We start from the raw sequence: 17,070 nt of genomic DNA, 5'->3' as shown, positions 1-17,070 counted from the left end.
CCTGCGCCTCAGGGATCGAGTTCGGGATAGCGGCGAAAGATGCCGTCCTCGTTGAACGGGATCCGGCGGTCGCTGGCGAGATAGGCGGCAATCCGCGGTCGCCGGGCCACGGTCTCGTGGAGCCGCGCCACGTTTGGGTTGGGGCGCAGGGCTGCGGCGGTGGCTTTGGGAAAGGCGTAGCGCAGGCCGTCGACGAGCTGGAACAGCGACAGGTCCGCGTAGGACAGATCCGCGCCGACGAGCCGGCCGCCGCCATTCCCCGCCAGAACGCGCTCGAAATAGCCGAAGAATTTCGGGATGCGCTCGGTGCGGAATTCCGCGGCCCGGCGCAGGGCCTCGGGCTTCTGATCCGCGTAATACAGGCCGACACCCAAGGGATGGTGCGTGTCGTGCGCCTCGTCGACCGCGTCCGCGATGGTGAGCTGGAGCTGATGGGTCCAGATCCGGTCGCGCTCCGACGCGCCGACGAGGCCGAGCCGCGGCCCGAGATAGAGCAGGATCGCGGCACTCTGCCCGATGACGGTGTCACCATCGCGCAGGAAGGGCGGCGCCAGGGGCGGCCGCGGGTTGCCGGGATCGGACAGGCGGTCGAGCATGGGGCCGATCCCGCCATCCTCGTCATCCTGGCGGGTGACGTCGATGTAGTCGGCGCCGGCTTCCTCGAGGGCGAGGCGGACGAACTCGCCACGCCCCTGGATCATCGGCCAGTAATGCAGTTCGTAAGGCATCGCCGTCTCCGCCTCGGGGAAGACACGGACGCCCGGACGGTTCCCGCTCAGTTGCCCTCGGCCGAGTCCTCTGCCGAGGCCTTCTCCACCGGAGGCTCGGCGCTGGCGACGGCCTTGCGGGCGAACATCGGCTGGAGCCGCTCGGCGAGTTGCTGGTCGAGATGCTTGACGTAGGCGCCCTTGAAATAACGCTCGCCCGTCTTTGCGCCGTACAGGCGGTCATGAGCCTGGATCATCGCGGCGACTTCCGGGCGGCAGAGGAAGCCGGTGATGCCGACGGCCTCGTACCAGCGGCCCGCCCGCGCCTCGGCGGTGGCCTTCGGGTTCGACAGCACCGTGTCGGCGAAGCATTCGGTGGCGGCCTGCCGCAGCGGCGCCAGCACCTTCTCGGCCTCCGCCGTGTTCACTTTCGACGCAGCCGGAAGCCGGTGAGGACGCGCCTCGGCCCCCGAGACGAGAGCGAGGACAGCGAAGGTGGCGAGGATCGAAGTCTTCATGCGGGCGGCCTCGTCGGGTGTCCGAACGGTGTTCAGGTCTCGCTCATGATTGCGTCGGGATCGGGGCTTTCGGCACGGTCGAGCTGCCCGATTCAGGGCGAGATCCGGACTGTTTCGCGACGGCCACACGCGGCCTCAGCCGCGCCGCTCGGCGTTCCAGTGACCGCGGCAGGAGAGGGCGCCGGACGCGACCCAGGTGCCGGTTCCGAATCCGTTCCGGTCAAGCCGCCCCCGTACGTCGGCAGTGGCGGCCCCGTTCGAGATGGATCCCCGGATCGCCCCGTTCCGGGTCACCCCGCCCTCGACCACGAAGGCGGTCCCGATGAAGCGCGCCCGTCCGTTCTCGATCCGCACCGGATAGCGATAGGCGCGGTCGCAGCTCCCGGTCTCGGTGATGATCTCGACGCTCCAGGTGCCGTCGAACCGGTCGGGCGGGGCCGCTTGGCGCGGCGCGGCGGCGGCGGGACTCATGCCGGCGAGGAACAGGGCGAGAGCGAAGCGAGACGTCATCGGATCCGGGACGAGGCGGGTTCGCGAGGATTGGCGCCTTTCAGCGTGGGGTCTGCGGCGCAGGACCCCGCATGGCCGCGCGCAAGGCCGCGTTGAGGAGGGCGAGCAGGTCGCAGCCGACATGCAGGAAGGCGGCCACGCCCGCCTGCTTCAGCGGCTCGGCGAGGTCCGTCGGCTTGCCCGCGAGGTAGATCGGACCGGCGCCGGCCTTCGCCAGGGCTTCCGCCGTCGCGACGGCGTGCTCGGCGTAGATCGCGTCGGTGGAGCAGATGCAGGCCAAGCTGGCACCGGAGTCCCGGAACGCCGCCGCCACCGCCTCGGCGTCGGAAAAGCCCTCGTTCGACAGCGCCTCGATCCCGCCCGCCGCGAAGGCGTTGGCCGCGAAGGTCGCACGGGCGTTGAACGACGCCACAGGGCCGAGATTGGCGAGGAACACCGCCGGCCGGCGGCCCGTCTTGGCGAGACAGGCATCCGAGGCGTCCCGCAGGGCCTCGTAGGGCTCCGCGAGGCGCAGGGACGGCAGCGCGTCGCAGGCGACGGCCGAACCCGCGCCGAAATTGGACCCGCGCGGCCCGGCCACGGGCGGCACGTCGAGGACGGCCGCGGGCTTCTCGGAAAGGTTGGGGAATTCGCTCGCGCCCGTGAGCGGTTCACGGCGGTTCGCCACGGCCTTGGCCCGGGCCTCGCGGGTCAGCTCGATCCGCCGCTGCAGCTTGCCGACGCTGAGCGAGGCGACGATGCCGCCCTCCGCCTCGATCGCCTGGAACGCCGCCCAGCCCGCCTCGGCGAGTTCGGCGGTCAGGGCCTCGAAACCCCCGGCGCCGGCCGCGGGGTCGCTGACGCGCGCGAGATGCGATTCCTCGATGAGCACGATCTGGCTGTTGCGCGCGACGCGCCGGGCGAAGGCGTCCGGCAATCCGAGGGCCTGGGTGTAGGGCAGCACCGCGACGCTGTCCGCGCCGCCCATGCCGGCCGAGGCGGCCGCCATGCCTGTGCGGAGGATGTTCACGAAGGGATCGCGCTTGGTCATCATCCGCCACGCGGTCTCGGCATGGAGCCGCAGCGGCTTGGGATCGAGCCCGCAGGCCTGCTCGACCCGGGCCCAGAGGCGTCGCATCGCGCGGAACTTCGCGACCGTGACGAACTCGTCGGCATCGGCCGTCAGAAGCATCGCGATGCGGTCACGGGCTGTGGAGAGGTCGTGACCGGCATCCTCCAGGGCGCGCAGATAGGCGACGGCGGTGGCGAGCACAGCACCGAGTTCCGCCGCCTCTCCGGCACCGCCCTCGTGATAGGGCCGTCCGTCGGCCAGGAAGGCTCGGCCGGTGAAACCCGCCGCTTCCAGCTCCGCGACGGTCTCGGTGAGACGGGGGGCGATGTCCTTCCAGACCGCCCCGAGGCTTCCGGTCGCCGCCAGAACGCCGACCGGATCGATGCCGAGATCGAGGTCGCAGGTCGAGAGATCCTCGCCCCGGCGCTGCGCCAGCGCGCTCACCAGCCGGGCCACTTCGAGGCCGCGCCCGCCGGCGTCGATCCGCAGGGCGATCAGGGGCAGCATCACGCCCTTCAGCGCCGCGTCGAGGTCTTCGACGCTCGCGGCGGTCAGGCCGTAGCCGCGGGCGCCCGCCGCGCCCGCAAAGGCCAGGACGAGGGCGTCGGCCCCGCCTTCGAGGTCGATGAGCGCCTGTGCGTTGGCGGCGGCGAGATCGGGGTGATCGACCCGTTGCGCGATGCGCCAGGGGCCCGGCTCACGCACCGGCTGGGCCGCCGGGGCGGCAGGTCCGTAGAGGGGTTCGATCCGCAGGCCGTCGGCCGTGTGCGACACCAGCCGCTTCTCGAAATCGGCGCCCTTGAGGACGCCTTCGACGAGGCCGAGCCAGCGCGCCCGGTCTGCGGGCTCGAAGAGGTCGGCGAGCGGTGTGTCTTCCATCGGAACGTCCCAGAGCGCGGCGTCTTCTGCACCGCTTCCATGCGTTTGCCTCGCACGCCGCTCCGCCGCTGGCAATCGCCCGATGGTTGAGGAAAGCTGAAGCCGCCCATCACCGATTTTTGATGGTCCCGGCGGCGCGACGGGGAGCCCGGAAACCGGACATGCCGACCCGGCAGGCTTCGGCAAAGCCAGCATTTCCGGATTGCGGGCCCGTCTACGGCGCCCGGACCGACGACCGGACGGATCACGCCGCCGAGGCGGATCCGCCGATCCGGTCGTCCGGGCCCGAGAGGGACCGGCCCGTTAGCCCAGGATGATCAGGCCGGCGAAGCCGAGGGCGCCGACGATGATCCGCCACCACGCGAACAGCCAGAAGCCGTGGCGGGAGACGTAGTCGAGAAGCACCCGCACCACGAACAGCGCCGAGACGAACGACACGACGAAGCCGATCACGATCAGGCCGACATCGTTGCTCGAAAGGTACTTGTAATTGTCGAGCAGGTCCTTGGCGAAGGCGCCCGCCATCGTCGGCATCGCCAGGTAGAACGAGAACTCGGTGGCCGAGCGCTTGTCGGCGCCCATCAGCATCGCGCCCACGATGGTGGCGCCCGAGCGCGACACGCCGGGGATCATGGCGAGGCACTGGAAGATGCCGATCTTCAGGTCCATCGGCAGGGTGAAGTCGTAGACGTCTTTCTTCTTCACCTCGAGGTCGGTGTCGTCGATGACGAGCAGCACCAGGCCGCCGGCCACCAGGGTCGCGCACACGATCCACGGATTGAACAGGTAGGCTTTGATCAGCTTGGAGAAGAGGCCGCCGATGATCGCCGCCGGCAGGAACGCCACCAGGATGCCGAGCACGAACCGGCGCGCCTTCGGATCGGACGGCACCGCCGTGGCGATCGCCAGCAGGCGGCGGAAATACACCAGCAGGATCGCCAGGATCGCGCCGAGCTGGATCAGCACCTCAAAGGTGTTGTTGGGCGAGTGGAAGCCGATGAAGTGGCCGACCAGCAACTGGTGGCCGGTCGACGAGACCGGGATGAATTCGGTCGCCCCCTCCACAAGGGCGAGCAGCACTGCCTTGCCGATGCTTGCCGGATCCATCGTGACGCCTTGTGCCGTGGGCGCTGCGGCCCCCGTCGAGCCGCCGCCTGCCACGCGAAATGGTTGAACCCGAGGCTTCGCCCATTAGGGTTGACGAGCGGTTACCGGGCCGGGCCGGGCGTGTTAAGGGCTCGGAAACGGTCGGGCAATAACGCTCGGTCCGAAGTCCTGCGCGCCGAACACCTGCGCATCAGGGCCCTCGACGAGCGCGGGACAGGCCGCGTTGGCAGACCGAACGTCCTCCACGGCCTCGATGGCAACCCTCTACCACTTCCCCTTCTGCGCGAATTCCCGGTTCATCCGTCTCGTACTCGCCGAGATGGGCATGGAGCCGACGCTGTTCGAGGAACGGCCCTGGGAACGGCGCGACGACTTCCTGCTGATCAATCCGGCGGGCGTCACACCCGTGCTGCTGGAGCAGAACGGGCTCGTCGTCCCCGGCGCCGGCGTCATCGCCGAGTATCTCGACGAGACCCGCGGCCTCGGGCTCTCGGGGCGGCGCATGCTGCCGGAGGACACCGTCGAGCGCGTCGAGGTCCGGCGCCTGCTCGACTGGTTCCTGGTCAAGTTCGAGTCCGAGGTGACGGCCTACCTCGTGAACGAGAAGATCTCGAAGCGCTTCATGTCGGCCCATGAGGGCGGCGGCCCGCCCGACATGAACGCGATCCGCGCCGCGCGCTCCAACGTGCGCTACCACCTCAAGTACATCGGCTACCTGATCGCCAGGCGGCGATGGATCGCCGGCGACAACCTGACCTATGCCGATCTGGCGGCGGCCGCCCATCTCTCCTGCGTCGACTACCTGGGCGACGTGCCCTGGGACGAGGACGAGATGGCCCGGAACTGGTACGCACGGGTCAAGTCGCGGCCCTCGTTCCGCGCTTTGCTCGCCGACCGCGTGCCCGGCATGGCACCGGCCGCCCATTACGCGGATCTGGATTTCTGACCGCCCGACGAACCTATTTCGGCGCCGATCTCCGCCGCCTCGTCGAGACCCGGGCCCGGGCGCTCGGCTTCTGCGGCCTGCGCGTCACCCGTCCCGACAGGCTCCCGGACCTTCCGGGCCGCCTGTCGACCTGGCTCGCCGAGGGCGCGCACGGCACCATGGAGTGGATGGCGGAGCGGGCCGACCAGCGGGCGAGCCCGGTGGACTTGTGGCCCGGCCTGCGCAGCATCCTGGTGCTCGCGATGAGCTACCGGCCCGAGCACGATCCCCTGGACCTCGTGGCCCGGCCGGATCGCGGGGCCATCGCCGCTTATGCACAGCGGCGGGATTATCACGAGGTTTTGAAGGGTCGTCTGAAAGAATTGGGGGGGTATCTCTCCGCCAAGGGCGACGTGCGCGTGAAGGTTTTCTGCGACACCGCCCCCGTCATGGAAAAGACCCTCGCCGAGGCGGCCGGCCTCGGCTGGCAGGGCAAGCACACGGTGCTGATCTCCCGCGGGCACGGCAACTGGCTGCTCCTCGGGGCGATCTACACGAGCGCGGAATTCGAGCCCGATCCGCCGGAGCGCGACCATTGCGGCTCCTGCCGCGCCTGCCTGGACATCTGCCCGACCGACGCCTTTCCGGCCCCCTACAGGCTCGATGCCCGCCGGTGCATCTCGTATCTCACGATCGAGCATGCCGGTCCGATCCCTGCCGCGTTCCGGCCGGCGATCGGAAACCGGGTCTTCGGTTGCGACGACTGCCTCGCCGTCTGTCCCTGGAACAAGTTCGCCCGTAGGGCGGCGGAGAACCGGCTCGCCGCACGCGCGGATCTGGCGGCCCCGGCGCTGGCGGATCTCGCCGGTCTCGACGATGCGGCGTTCCGGTCGTTCTTCGCCGGCACGCCGGTGAAGCGCACGGGGCGCGACCGCTTCCTGCGCAACGTCATGATCGCGATCGGCAATTCCGGCGATCCCGATCTGGCGGGCGCGGCCGTCGCGGCGCTCGATGACGCGTCTCCCCTGGTGCGCGGCATGGCGGTCTGGGCCTGCGGCCGGCTGCTCGCGCCGGATGCCCTGCACGCGCTCTGCCGCCTTCATGGCGACCGCGAGACCGACGCTCATGTCCGCGACGAGTGGACGGCCGCCGCCGCCTTGACGGAATCGCCCGTGGGCGAGACATCCGCCCCATGAATCTCTTCGTCTTCGGGCTCGGTTTCACCGGCCGCCGTTTCGCCGAACGGGCGCGAGCGCGTTTCGGGACCGTCCGCGCCAGCGTCACGGATCCCGCGGCCGCCGACCGCGTCGCGGCGGAGACCGGGTTCGCCATGCGCGCCTTCGGGCCGGAGGCCGACGATCCCCGGATCGCCGCGGATCTCGCCGACACGGACGTGCTGCTGGCCTCGGCCCCCCCCGGCGAGGCCGGCGACCCGGTTCTCGCCCGCTACGGGGACGCCATCGCGGCGAGCCGGATCGGCTGGATCGGCTATCTCTCGACGATCGGCGTCTACGGAGACCAGGGCGGCGCGTGGATCGACGAGGCGACACCCGCGGCGCCACGCAGCGCCCGGTCGAAGGTGCGCCTTGAGGCCGAGGCGGCGTGGCTCGCACTCGGCGCCGAGACCGGGAAGGCCGTGCAGGTCTTCCGGCTCTCGGGCATCTACGGCCCCGGGCGCAACCCGATCGTGAAACTGCGCGAGGGTCGTTCGCAGCGGATCGTGAAGGCCGGGCAGGTCTTCAACCGCATCCATGTCGACGACATCGCCACGACGCTGCTGGCCTCCATCGACCGCCCGCGTCCGGGGGCGATCTACAACGTCACGGATGACGAGCCGACCGCGCCCCAGACGGTGACCGAGCACGCCGCCTCCCTCACCGGCCTGCCGCTGCCGCCCGAGATCGATTTCGAGACCGCCGACCTGTCGCCGATGGCGCGCAGCTTCTACGGCGAGAACAAGCGCGTGCGGAACCGGCTGATCCGCGAGGAGCTCGGCGTGGCCCTCGCTTATCCGACCTACCGCGAAGGTCTCGCGGCCCTGAAGGACCAGCCCTGATCAGGCTTCGAGGTGACGCGGCCGCACGAGGCGGCGCAGCAGGCCGCCGCGCGGCCCCACCATCATCGAGGCGACATAGAGGGCCCCCGCCGCCAGAACGATGGCCGGGCCGCTCGGCAGGTCGTACTGGTACGACAGGCTGAGCCCCGAGACGCTCGCGAGGGCGGCGATCAGCATCGAGACCGGGATCAGTCCGGCCAGGTCGCGGGCCCAGAACCGGGCCGCCACTGCGGGCAGCAGCATCAGGCCGACCGCCAGCAGGGTCCCGAGGGCCTGGAACCCGCCGACGAGGTTGACCACCACGAGCGCCAGGAACGCGAGGTGCACGGGACCGCCGCTGCGGCTGACACTCCGCAGGAACAGCGGGTCGACGCATTCCATCACGAGCGGCCGGTAGATCACGGCGAGCGCCAGCAGGGTCAGCGTGCTGATGCCGCCGAGCAGCCAGAGGGCGGAATCGTCCAGGGCCAGGACCGAGCCGAACAGGAAGTGCATGAGGTCGATCTGCGATCCGCGCAGGGAGACCAGCAGCACGCCGGCGGCGAGCGAGATGAGGTAGAAGGCCGCGAGGTTGGCGTCCTCCCGGATCGTGGTCGCCCGGGTGACGGCGCCCGCGAGCAGGGCCACCGCGAGGCCGGCGACGAGGCCGCCCAGCGTCATCGCCGGCAGGGACAGGCCGGCGACCAGAAAGCCGACCGCAGCCCCCGGCAGGATCGCGTGGCTCATCGCGTCGCTCATGAGGCTCATGCGGCGCAGCGTCAGGAAGACGCCGATGGGCGGTGCCGACACCGACAGGGCGAGGCAACCCGCCAGCGCCCGGCGCATGAAGCCGAATTCGACGAACGGCGCAAACAGAGACCCGAACGGATCGGTCACGCGGCGTCCTCGTGATGGTGATGCGCTGCCCGGCCGTGATCGTGCGCCGGCTCCGCGGGCTTCCGCGGTCCTTCACAGATCGCCGCGCCCTCGTCCCAGGCCTCGGACAGGTTGCGGGCGCGGGCCAGATTCTCGGCGGTCAGGACCCGCGCGGTCGGCCCCCAGGCCACGGGCTCCCGGGCGAGCAGCAGCGTCGTCGGGAAATGCGCGCGGACCTGCGCGAGGTCGTGCAGGGCGGCGATCACGGTCCGCCCCTCCTTGTGCCAGGTCGCAATCAGCACCAGCAGATCGTCGACCGTCCGCGCATCGATCCCGGTGAACGGCTCGTCGAGGAGCACGACGGGGCAATCCTGCAGGATCAGCCGGGCGAACAGCGCGCGCCGGAACTGACCACCCGACAGGGTGCCGATCGGCCGCGCCGCGAAGCCCTCAAGACCGACCGCCGCCAGCGCGGCCTCGATGGCCGGCCGCCGCCGGACGAGGCTGCGCCACGCTCCCGCCTGCCGCCAGAGACCCATCCCGGCGAGATCCATGACGGTGAGCGGAAAGCTCCGGTCGATCTCGTCCGCCTGCGGCATGTAGGCCAGGGCGCCCGCACGTTCGATGCGGCCGTCGAGGCAGCGTATCTCTCCGGCCATGCCCTTCAGCAGCGTCGACTTGCCGGCGCCGTTCGGTCCGACCAGCGCGAGCAGGTCGCCCGCTCGCACGGTCCCGTCGAGGTGGTGGACCGCTGGATGCCGGTCGTAACCGAGGGTGAGGCCGACGAGGCGGATCGGATCCGGATTCCGGCCGCTCATGCCGAAAGCGCCCAGGCGATGGTCAGCCAGACCAGCGCCGCGAGCGTCGCGGCGAGCGCCAGCCGCAGTACGATCCCGCTCTGGAACAGCGATCGTCGGGCCGCGCGTCTCGGGCTGGGAATAGTCGGCAAGGAATCCTCGTCGCGCACTGACACCGGCGCGGGCACCACGCAGAGCTACTGGTGCGGTCCTGGGCCGCGGTGATACACTGTAACAAACCCGCGGGACAACCTGCGGATCATGTTTGGAGCAATCATGCACCGTCACGAGGGTCACGACGCGTGCCACGCCGGCACCGGTGACATTCTCGCGCGGGCCGAGGCCCTCTGTCGCGAGCGCGGTCTGCAGTTCACGCCCCTGCGCCGCGAGGTGCTGGAGGCCGTGGCCGAGGCCGGGAAGGCTCAGGGCGCCTACGACATCGCCGAGCGGCTGAGCGCGCCGGGCAAGCGTGTGGCCCCGGTCTCGGTCTACCGCGCCCTCGATTTCCTGATGGATCAGGGGCTGGTCCATCGGATCGCGAGCCGCAACGCCTTCATCCCCTGCGCGCACGGCCACGCGCCCGGGGAGGGGGTAATTTTTCTGATCTGCCGGACGTGCGGCGGCGTCGACGAGGCCTCGTCGGAGGAGGTCGAGGGCAGCCTCGGGCGCACTCTGGAGCGGGCCGGATTCACGCCGACCCACAGCATCCTGGAGGTCGAGGGCGATTGCGGCACCTGTCGTCAGCGGAAGCTGGCACCCTGAGCCGCGAGACCGAGTTGCCTGGTCCAGCCCGTCCGCGCTGGCGGCGGGGAGCAATCCAGGAGCGTGCCACGCCTGCGGGCATGGCGCCTCCCGACCGCCTCGCGCCCGCGCCTTAGAACGCGTTCTGGTATGCGCGGCGCGAAATGACCGTCTGGATCATGATCTGGATATCGAACCAGATCGACCAGTTGTCGATGTAGTGCAGGTCACAGGCGACGCGCTGCTCCATGGCGAGGTCGGTCTGGGTCTCCCCCCGGTAGCCGTTGACCTGAGCCCAACCCGTGATCCCAGGCTTCACGTTGTGGCGGCGTGCATAGAGGGCGATCCGCCGCTCGAAGCTCCGGTCGTGGGCCAGCGCATGCGGGCGGGGACCCACCAGCGACATCTCCCCGCGCAGGACGTTGATCAGCTGGGGCAGCTCGTCGAGATTGGTCCGGCGCAGAATCGCGCCGACCCGGGTGATCCGACTGTCGTTGCGGGTCGCCTGCCGGAAGGCGGCATTCGCATCCGTGCGCATCGACCGGAACTTGAAGACGCCGAACGGCTGCTGATTGAAACCGTAGCGCTTCTGCCGGAAGAAGACCGGGCCGGGGCTGTCGAGCTTGATCGCAACGGCGATGGCCGCCAGCAGCGGGGACAGCGACACCAGGGCGATGGTCGCCAAGGTCAGATCGAGGAGGCGCTTCAGCATCACCTCGCCCAGATTGAGCGGCCGACGACCGATATTGATCCCCGAGACTCCGCCGACCCGGGCGACCTGCAGATCGGGAAAGCGATCGAGGACGGCGCCGGGGCGCAGATGCAGGGCCGAGGGCACCCTCAGGAACGCGTCGATGCACCGCTCGACCTCCGCGGTGTCGGCCCACGGCACGAGCACGAAGACGTCGTCCGGCCGGAGGAATCGCACCACCGACACCGCGAGGTCGAGATCCTCCTGCAGCTGGTCGTATCGGGTGGCCACGTCGGCGCCGGGATCGACCCGTCGCAGGTAGCTGGTCCCGATGATCCGCGAGCCGAGATGATCGGCTTCCTTGCCGGCGTAGAAGCGCGCGATGTCCTCCTCGTAGCCGACGAGGTGGATCCGGCTGGCCGTGGCCGAGCCGGCACTGAGCCGCGCCCGCACGAGGCGCCGCACCGATGCCCGGGCCGCGATCAGGACCGGAAGGCCCACGGCGAACGTCCCGAACGAGATCAGGCGCGAATAATCGTTGGTCGTCTTGGTCATGAAGCTCACGACCAGCACGGCGGCCCAGGCGACCAGCCAGAGGGAGGCCACGCGTTGAACGCCCGGCTTCTGCGCCATGACGTTCTCGAGGCTGTACTCCTCGCGCAGGACGTTCGCGGCGATGATCACCAGTCCCAGCAGCGCCGACAGGCGCAGGCCGCGAACGCTGCTCGCCCAGAATGCGCTGTCCTGGGCGAGGGCGTGGTAGGCGAACTCGACGCCCAGGGCCACCATCACGATCGCCACGAGATCGGTCGCGGCGAGCGTCGTCGACAGGGCGATCCGCGCCAGGGCACGACCGCGCCGGGGCAGCAGCGCCGACCATACGTTGCGTCGGCGCTCTGCCGAGGTGGGCAGCGCCTGAAACGTCTCCGGAAGCCGATCGTGAAACATCTGACCCGCAACGTCCCGTCTTAGTCGGACTCTGTACCAGTCTGAGACACGAAAGGTTTCGGCGCCGCCTGGTGACGGTGACGGAGCAAGCCGCGGGCCCGGCAGGTTCGCATTCGCTGTCACGGAGGGAGGCTGCGACCTAGAGCGCGCGCGCAGGCGTTGCAATACATGATTAATGCTGAGCGCCGGCATGACGCATGCGGCGGCCGCCAATGTTGGAGTTCGGCCGTCATCGAACGCGTCGTTTCAATTCAGGCGCGTTTCTTCGTCCGAAGTTTCAACCGGCCCTGCGCCCGCCCCGCATGCGGAACGGGCGAGGACTCTCGGTTGAGCTTTAAGACGTCGCCTCCGCCTCCGCCTCCGCGTCGGCGGGTCTGGCGACGGTCTGGATCGTCTCGAAACCCTCGAACTGGGGATGACCGAGATACAGGGGTTTGGTCGAAGGCACGCGACCGTGCGCCTTGCGGAACTGCTCGGATCGGGTCCAAGCTTCGAAATCAGCGTGCGACCGCCAGATCGTGTGCGAGGCGTACAGGACGTGGTCTTCGTGCTCGGGGCCGCGCAGGAGGTGGAATTCCACGAAGCCGGGCATCTCGCCGAGATGGCTGTCGCGGCCGAGCCAGACGGCCTCGAAGTCGGCCGTCGCGTCCTTGACGACCTTGAAGCGATTCATCGCGATGAACATGCGTCTCTCCTGCGCGCTACCAATCCTACAAGCATCGGCGGTCCTAAGGGGAACACCTGCGCGGCGACAAGGCGCACCACTTAAGCTGCCCAATCATCGCCATCGACATTTCCGCAACAATGTTGCAAAGATGTGTGTACTTAAACTAGAAGCTGTAACCTTTGACTTGCGAAGCTTGACAACTTGGTGTCCAACTGCGGTGCACGCCACCTGTGTCGGGATCAGGGCTATAGCCGCATGAGCGGCAGGGATGACCGGCCACACGGCGTGCACGACATGCGACTTAGGGGCGGGCGGTGAAGCGGCGCGATAGCGAGGCGAAAACACCGCATTCGCAGGAGGATGCATCCCACTCCATGGAGAAGGATTCCCCTGGGCAAACGATGCCGAAGCAGACCACCGACGTCGATCGTCTCGTCGGGATTCGCATCACAGCCCTGCGCAAGGCGCGGGGTATGAGCCAGACCGCTCTCGGCAATGCGGTTGGGGTGACCTTTCAGCAGGTCCAGAAATACGAGAAGGGGCAGAACCGGGTCGGCGCCGGCCGGTTGCGGGAGATCGCGCGCCTTCTCGAAGTTCCGGTTTCCGCGTTCTTCGAGGAGACCGAGCCCCGCGAGAACGCCCAGGAGGACGTGTTCGGCTTCCTCAGCGCCCACGGTGCCATCGAGCTTCTGCGCGCCTACGCCCAGATCGAGGATGAGCAGATGCGCCGCGATGTGCTGGCGCTGGTCCGCAGCGCCGCGCGCCTCGCGCAGAACCGCACGGCGGCGCCGGCGGCGGATCCGGCCTGACAGGCGGGCTGGCGGGCCTCGCCCGGCGCGCCCCGGAGGCGGCTGCATCCGGGACGGTTTCAGGGTGCGTCAGCCGCGATCAGATGGAAGAAGCTGCCGGTGACGGGGCCGACCCGATGTCCGGCAAACCCCAGGTCCACACCCTCCGCATCCGAAACGCGGGCGAGCGCTGATGCCTCCGGTGCGATCGGCGAGAGCTCGGTGGCGTAGTGGAACTCGTGGCCGATGAGGCGCGCCCCGTCTTCTCCGAGCATGCCGGATCCGCAGAGCCGCGCGACGCGATAGCCGAGATGCAACTTGCGGCGGTGATAGGACGTCGCCACCGGGAGGAGGCCCGCCATGGGATGGGTGGTGCCGTCGGCGTCCTGAAGCGTCTGCCCGAGGACCATGTAGCCGCCGCACTCTCCGTGGACGGGGCGTGTCCTGGCGAAGTCGCGCAGCCCGTCCAGGAAACGGGTGGCGCCGGCGATCCGGCCCGCATGGAGTTCGGGATAGCCCCCCGGCAGCCAGCAGACGTCGCAATCCTCCGGTGGGCCTTCGTCGGCGAGGGGTGAGAAGGGGATGAGTTCGGCACCGGCCAACCGCCAGCCGGTCGCGAGATGCGGATAGAGGAAGCTGAACGCCGCGTCCCGAGCGACCGCCACGCGTTGTCCGGGCGGCCGCGGCAGCCGGCCGCCGGAGGCCGGCACGGTGCCGCCCGCACTGGCCGTGACGGCGTCGAGGTCGATACCGGCTTCCGCGAGGTCGGCCAGCCGGTCGAGGCGGGCGGTGAGATCCGCGGTCTCGCCGGCCTGGACGAGCCCGAGATGGCGTTCGGGCAGGACCAGCTGCGCGTCGCGCATCAGGGCGCCGAGCACCGGCAATCCAGCGCGTTCCATGCCGGCTTCGACGAGCCGGCGATGGCGGTCGCTCGCCACCTTGTTGAGGATGACCCCGGCGATCCGCACCCGGGGATCGTAGAGCGTGCAGCCCAGCGCTACTGCAGCCGCCGATTGCGCCGCGCCCGACACGTCCACCACGAGCACGACCGGCCAGCCGTAGCGCGCCGCGATGTCGGCATTCGCCCCGGTCCGGTTCTCGGCTGCCCGGACGCCGTCGAACAGGCCCATAGAGCCCTCGGCGATCACCAGATCCGCCGCCGCCGCCGTCTCGCCCGCGAGCGTGTCGAGGAGGGGCGTCGCCATCGCGAAGCTGTCGAGGTTGAAGCTCGGATGGCCGGTGGCGGCTTGGTGAAAGGCCGGGTCGATGTAGTCCGGACCGCATTTCGCGCCGCGGATCCGCAGGCCGCGCCGGGTGAGGGCGCGCATCAGAGCGAGGGTCACGGTCGTCTTGCCGGAGCTGGAGCGCGGCGCCGCGACGAGGAGGCCGGGGGCGCTCACGACGGCTGGCCCACGGTGCCGCCGGGCCGGTATCGCCGGTCGTAATCGGGCGCGTAGAGCGCGCTCTCGCGGAAGCCCGCGGCGCCGAGGGCGGGCCCGACCAGGATCAGGGCGGTGCGCTCCAGGCCGGCCGCCGCGACGAGGCCGGGCAGCGTAGCGAGATCGCCGACCAGCGCCCGCTCGTCGGGCCAGGAAGCCCGGAACACAGCCGCCGCCGGGCAGGACGGTCCGTAGAACGGGATCAGTTCCGCGGCGACCGCCTCGACCACATGAATCGACAGGTGGATCGCCAGGGTCGCCCCGGTGGCCGCATAGGCCGACAGGGTTTCCCGCTCGGGCATGGCGCTCGCGCGGCCTGAGGTCCGGGTCAGGACCACGGTCTGCGCCACGCCGGGGACCGTCAATTCGCGGCGCAGCAGGGCGGCTGCGGCAGCGAAGGCCGGGACGCCCGGCGTAACCGTGTAGGGAATCGCCAGCGCGTCGAGCCGGCGCATCTGCTCGGCCAGCGCGCTCCAGATCGACAGGTCCCCGGAATGGAGGCGTGCCACGTCCTGTCCGGCCGTGTGCGCCGTCCGGATCTCCGCCATGATGGCGTCGAGGTCGAGGGGGGCCGTGTCGACGATCCGGGCGCCGGGCGGACACCAGCCCAGGATCTCGGGGGCCACGAGCGATCCGGCGTAGAGGCAGACGGGACAGGCCGCGATGCGGTCGCGCCCGCGCACCGTGATCAGGTCGGCCGCGCCGGGTCCGGCGCCGATGAAATGAACGGTCATGTGTCCCGTGTCGTGTCGCATCGGACGGCCAGGGCGCAAGTGGCGCCGGCGCTCGTGATCCGCGGCAGGGCGAGGCGGCTCTGCGGCCCGGCGCTGGCCAGGGCCGTCGCCTCGGCCAGCGAGCCGACGCCGCGCAGCTGTTCGATCCGCGCCGAGCGGGTGACGATCTCGGCGTCGCGCGCCTGCAGCGCGGCGGCTGCCACGGGCTGGGGCGAGAGGCCGAACCGTGCCGTCGCCGCGCGGATCGCCGGCTCTGCGGCCCGGTCGGCCGCCGTGGCGACGGCCGTCAGGCTCGACCGGTCGGCACCGAGCGCCGCGAGCGCGCGCTCGATCAGCGCCGCGATCTCGTCGGCGTCGGTCCCCCGACGGAAGCCGATTCCGGCGACCAGCAATCCGGTCACGGCTTGGTCCAGGCCCATTGGGTCACCGGCATGGCGGTGCGCCAGCCATGCATCCCGCCGACCGGGCTCGCCCGCTCGACACCGTAGCGACGCAGGCTTCCGCCCTGCGCCGCGAAGGCCGCAAGCAGCGCGGCCTCGCCTTCGAGGGTGACGGCATTGGCCACGCAGCGACCACCGCTCCGGAGGGCCGCAAGCACCGCAGACAGGACCCCGGGCTCGGAGACGCCGCCACCGATGAAGACCGCATCCGGCGTCGGTAGGCCCTCGAGTGCCCCGGGGGCGGTGCCGACGACGACGGAGAGGTCCGGCGTCCCCAGGGCGACGGCGTTGCGACGGATGCGCTCGGCCCGGTCCGGGCGTCCCTCGATCGCCGTGGCGCGCAGGCTCCAGTGACGGAGCATCCACTCGATCGCGATCGAGCCTGCGCCGGCGCCGACATCCCAGAGATGCAGGCCCGGATGCGGACGGAGCGCCGATAGGGTCAGAGCCCGGATCTCGGCCTTGGTGAGCTGGCCGTCATTCTCGAACAGGCCGTCGTCGAGGCCCGGGGCGAGGGGAAGGGCGTGACCGGGCCCCGCCACCGCGATCGCCACCGTGTTCAGCGCGTCGATGTCGGCGCGGTCGAACGCGTCCGCGCGGGTCGTACCGACCCGTTCATTCGGGCCGCCCATCGCTTCCAGCACCGTCAGCGTCGACGCGCCGAAGCCCCGCGCGCAAAGCAATGCGGCGAGCGCGCCGGGGGTCGTGCCGTCCCAGGACAGCACGAGCACCCGCGCCCCCGGCTGGAGATGCGGCACGATCCGGGTCAGCGCGCGGCCATGGAGCGTGACCAGCGCGCATTCGGCCAGCGGCCAGCCGAGCCGCGCACAGGCGAGGCTGAAGGCCGAGGGCTGCGGGAAGGCGCGGATCTCGGCCGCCGGCACCATCCGGGCGATCTCGGCGCCGATGCCATAGTGGAAGGGGTCGCCGGTGGCGAGGAGGCAGGTCGGCTGCCCCCGCCGCGCGAGAATCTCCGGATAGGCCTCGTGGATCGGGCTCGGCCAGGGCCGCGTCTCCGCATCGAGCGGACCCGCGAGGGCGAGATGGCGTCGGCCGCCATAGACCACGCGGGCGGCATCGAGCGCGGCGGCGGCGGCCGGCGTCAATCCGGCCCGCCCGTCCTCGCCGATGCCGACGATCGACAGCCAGGGTAAGCTCGACAGCGCCTCAGGGCTCATGGACAAGGCTTCCATGGACACGGCGTTCCCGACGAGCGG

19 protein-coding genes are annotated in these 17,070 nt (G+C 70.4%); 5 read left to right on the top strand and 14 right to left on the bottom strand.

Annotated elements, in window-relative coordinates; all coding sequences use genetic code 11:
- Positions 1–8: 8 nt before the first annotated feature.
- From P9K36_RS17885 to P9K36_RS17865, 5 genes are all read right to left on the bottom strand, one after another.
- Positions 9–728, bottom strand: a complete 720-nt coding sequence (locus P9K36_RS17885) for a glutathione S-transferase (RefSeq protein WP_043347579.1) — start codon at positions 726–728, stop codon at positions 9–11.
- Between the two features lie 47 nt (positions 729–775).
- Positions 776–1,225, bottom strand: coding sequence for a hypothetical protein (locus tag P9K36_RS17880; protein ID WP_043347577.1), 450 nt, complete (start codon positions 1,223–1,225; stop codon positions 776–778).
- A 135-nt stretch (positions 1,226–1,360) separates the two neighbouring features.
- Positions 1,361–1,735 carry a hypothetical protein gene (locus P9K36_RS17875; RefSeq protein WP_043378588.1) on the bottom strand — a complete coding sequence of 125 codons (375 nt, stop codon included), beginning with the start codon at positions 1,733–1,735 and terminating at the stop codon, positions 1,361–1,363.
- Positions 1,736–1,775: 40 nt separating this feature from the next.
- On the bottom strand, positions 1,776–3,665 hold the full coding sequence (locus P9K36_RS17870; RefSeq protein WP_278305611.1) for a methylmalonyl-CoA mutase family protein: 1,890 nt from the start codon (positions 3,663–3,665) through the stop codon (positions 1,776–1,778).
- Positions 3,666–3,968: 303 nt separating this feature from the next.
- Positions 3,969–4,772, bottom strand: a complete 804-nt coding sequence (locus P9K36_RS17865) for an undecaprenyl-diphosphate phosphatase (RefSeq protein WP_274927026.1) — start codon at positions 4,770–4,772, stop codon at positions 3,969–3,971.
- 253 nt (positions 4,773–5,025) lie between these two features.
- Between P9K36_RS17865 and P9K36_RS17860 the strand changes: the two genes are divergently transcribed.
- The 3 genes from P9K36_RS17860 (at position 5,026) to P9K36_RS17850 (ending at position 7,753) form a co-directional block, all read left to right on the top strand.
- On the top strand, positions 5,026–5,718 hold the full coding sequence (locus tag P9K36_RS17860; RefSeq protein WP_043347569.1) for a glutathione S-transferase family protein: 693 nt from the start codon (positions 5,026–5,028) through the stop codon (positions 5,716–5,718).
- A gap of 77 nt (positions 5,719–5,795) precedes the next feature.
- Positions 5,796–6,893, top strand: coding sequence for a tRNA epoxyqueuosine(34) reductase QueG (gene queG / locus P9K36_RS17855; protein ID WP_278307300.1), 1,098 nt, complete (start codon positions 5,796–5,798; stop codon positions 6,891–6,893).
- Entirely contained in the window at positions 6,890–7,753 is an 864-nt protein-coding gene (locus P9K36_RS17850; RefSeq protein WP_043378582.1) for an SDR family oxidoreductase, read from the top strand. Before queG ends, P9K36_RS17850 begins: the two co-directional genes overlap by 4 nt.
- Here P9K36_RS17850 and P9K36_RS17845 read toward each other — a convergent pair whose 3' ends face one another.
- Genes P9K36_RS17845 through P9K36_RS17835 form a run of 3 tightly spaced genes read right to left on the bottom strand, consistent with a single transcriptional unit; the run spans position 7,754 to position 9,557 of the window.
- On the bottom strand, positions 7,754–8,578 hold the full coding sequence (locus P9K36_RS17845) for a metal ABC transporter permease (protein WP_051044682.1): 825 nt from the start codon (positions 8,576–8,578) through the stop codon (positions 7,754–7,756). It abuts the gene before it with no gap.
- Positions 8,579–8,625: 47 nt separating this feature from the next.
- Positions 8,626–9,426: an ABC transporter ATP-binding protein gene (locus P9K36_RS17840; protein WP_043378579.1), complete on the bottom strand. Its 801-nt coding sequence runs from the start codon at positions 9,424–9,426 to the stop codon at positions 8,626–8,628.
- Positions 9,423–9,557, bottom strand: coding sequence for a hypothetical protein (locus P9K36_RS17835; RefSeq protein WP_278305610.1), 135 nt, complete (start codon positions 9,555–9,557; stop codon positions 9,423–9,425). The genes P9K36_RS17840 and P9K36_RS17835 overlap by 4 nt, the downstream gene beginning before the upstream one ends.
- A 124-nt stretch (positions 9,558–9,681) precedes the next feature.
- Here P9K36_RS17835 and P9K36_RS17830 point away from each other — a divergent pair, with 124 nt between their 5' ends.
- On the top strand, positions 9,682–10,167 hold the full coding sequence (locus tag P9K36_RS17830; protein WP_043347562.1) for a transcriptional repressor: 486 nt from the start codon (positions 9,682–9,684) through the stop codon (positions 10,165–10,167).
- Positions 10,168–10,279: 112 nt separating this feature from the next.
- On the opposite strand, the gene P9K36_RS17825 is transcribed toward P9K36_RS17830, so the two are convergent.
- Both P9K36_RS17825 and P9K36_RS17820 read right to left on the bottom strand, forming a co-directional pair.
- Positions 10,280–11,785: an undecaprenyl-phosphate glucose phosphotransferase gene (locus P9K36_RS17825; protein WP_043378576.1), complete on the bottom strand. Its 1,506-nt coding sequence runs from the start codon at positions 11,783–11,785 to the stop codon at positions 10,280–10,282.
- Between the two features lie 334 nt (positions 11,786–12,119).
- Positions 12,120–12,470, bottom strand: a complete 351-nt coding sequence (locus P9K36_RS17820; protein ID WP_179696906.1) for an antibiotic biosynthesis monooxygenase — start codon at positions 12,468–12,470, stop codon at positions 12,120–12,122.
- Between the two features lie 383 nt (positions 12,471–12,853).
- Between P9K36_RS17820 and P9K36_RS17815 the strand changes: the two genes are divergently transcribed.
- On the top strand, positions 12,854–13,261 hold the full coding sequence (locus P9K36_RS17815; RefSeq protein WP_043345276.1) for a helix-turn-helix transcriptional regulator: 408 nt from the start codon (positions 12,854–12,856) through the stop codon (positions 13,259–13,261).
- Positions 13,262–13,320: 59 nt separating this feature from the next.
- Here P9K36_RS17815 and P9K36_RS17810 read toward each other — a convergent pair whose 3' ends face one another.
- Genes P9K36_RS17810 through cbiE form a run of 4 tightly spaced genes read right to left on the bottom strand, consistent with a single transcriptional unit; the run spans position 13,321 to position 17,031 of the window.
- On the bottom strand, positions 13,321–14,640 hold the full coding sequence (locus P9K36_RS17810) for a cobyrinate a,c-diamide synthase (RefSeq protein ID WP_278305608.1): 1,320 nt from the start codon (positions 14,638–14,640) through the stop codon (positions 13,321–13,323).
- Entirely contained in the window at positions 14,637–15,413 is a 777-nt protein-coding gene (cobM, locus tag P9K36_RS17805) for a precorrin-4 C(11)-methyltransferase (RefSeq protein WP_179696904.1), read from the bottom strand. Before cobM ends, P9K36_RS17810 begins: the two co-directional genes overlap by 4 nt.
- Entirely contained in the window at positions 15,410–15,832 is a 423-nt protein-coding gene (locus P9K36_RS17800) for a cobalamin biosynthesis protein (protein ID WP_278305607.1), read from the bottom strand. Before P9K36_RS17800 ends, cobM begins: the two co-directional genes overlap by 4 nt.
- Positions 15,811–17,031: a precorrin-6y C5,15-methyltransferase (decarboxylating) subunit CbiE gene (gene cbiE / locus P9K36_RS17795; protein WP_278307299.1), complete on the bottom strand. Its 1,221-nt coding sequence runs from the start codon at positions 17,029–17,031 to the stop codon at positions 15,811–15,813. Before cbiE ends, P9K36_RS17800 begins: the two co-directional genes overlap by 22 nt.
- Positions 17,032–17,070: the final 39 nt, after the last annotated feature.

It is taken from the genome of Methylobacterium sp. 391_Methyba4, assembly GCF_029691625.1.
GTDB classification, from domain to species: domain Bacteria; phylum Pseudomonadota; class Alphaproteobacteria; order Rhizobiales; family Beijerinckiaceae; genus Methylobacterium; species Methylobacterium fujisawaense.
Note: the sequence above shows the minus strand (reverse complement) of the source record. Positions and strands in the feature narration are given on the sequence as shown.

Bases quoted from the DNA above. Each gene is read 5' to 3' on its own strand.
- P9K36_RS17885 (WP_043347579.1), bottom strand. From the start codon at position 728: ATGCCTTACGAACTGCATTACTGGCCGATGATCCAGGGGCGTGGCGAG.
- P9K36_RS17880 (WP_043347577.1), bottom strand. From the start codon at position 1,225: ATGAAGACTTCGATCCTCGCCACCTTCGCTGTCCTCGCTCTCGTCTCG.
- P9K36_RS17875 (WP_043378588.1), bottom strand. From the start codon at position 1,735: ATGACGTCTCGCTTCGCTCTCGCCCTGTTCCTCGCCGGCATGAGTCCC.
- P9K36_RS17870 (WP_278305611.1), bottom strand. From the start codon at position 3,665: ATGGAAGACACACCGCTCGCCGACCTCTTCGAGCCCGCAGACCGGGCG.
- P9K36_RS17865 (WP_274927026.1), bottom strand. From the start codon at position 4,772: ATGGATCCGGCAAGCATCGGCAAGGCAGTGCTGCTCGCCCTTGTGGAG.
- P9K36_RS17860 (WP_043347569.1), top strand. From the start codon at position 5,026: ATGGCAACCCTCTACCACTTCCCCTTCTGCGCGAATTCCCGGTTCATC.
- P9K36_RS17850 (WP_043378582.1), top strand. From the start codon at position 6,890: ATGAATCTCTTCGTCTTCGGGCTCGGTTTCACCGGCCGCCGTTTCGCC.
- P9K36_RS17845 (WP_051044682.1), bottom strand. From the start codon at position 8,578: ATGCGCCGGGCGCTGGCGGGTTGCCTCGCCCTGTCGGTGTCGGCACCG.
- P9K36_RS17840 (WP_043378579.1), bottom strand. From the start codon at position 9,426: ATGAGCGGCCGGAATCCGGATCCGATCCGCCTCGTCGGCCTCACCCTC.
- P9K36_RS17830 (WP_043347562.1), top strand. From the start codon at position 9,682: ATGCACCGTCACGAGGGTCACGACGCGTGCCACGCCGGCACCGGTGAC.
- P9K36_RS17825 (WP_043378576.1), bottom strand. From the start codon at position 11,785: ATGTTTCACGATCGGCTTCCGGAGACGTTTCAGGCGCTGCCCACCTCG.
- P9K36_RS17820 (WP_179696906.1), bottom strand. From the start codon at position 12,470: ATGTTCATCGCGATGAATCGCTTCAAGGTCGTCAAGGACGCGACGGCC.
- P9K36_RS17815 (WP_043345276.1), top strand. From the start codon at position 12,854: ATGCCGAAGCAGACCACCGACGTCGATCGTCTCGTCGGGATTCGCATC.
- cobM (WP_179696904.1), bottom strand. From the start codon at position 15,413: ATGACCGTTCATTTCATCGGCGCCGGACCCGGCGCGGCCGACCTGATC.
- P9K36_RS17800 (WP_278305607.1), bottom strand. From the start codon at position 15,832: ATGGGCCTGGACCAAGCCGTGACCGGATTGCTGGTCGCCGGAATCGGC.
- cbiE (WP_278307299.1), bottom strand. From the start codon at position 17,031: ATGAGCCCTGAGGCGCTGTCGAGCTTACCCTGGCTGTCGATCGTCGGC.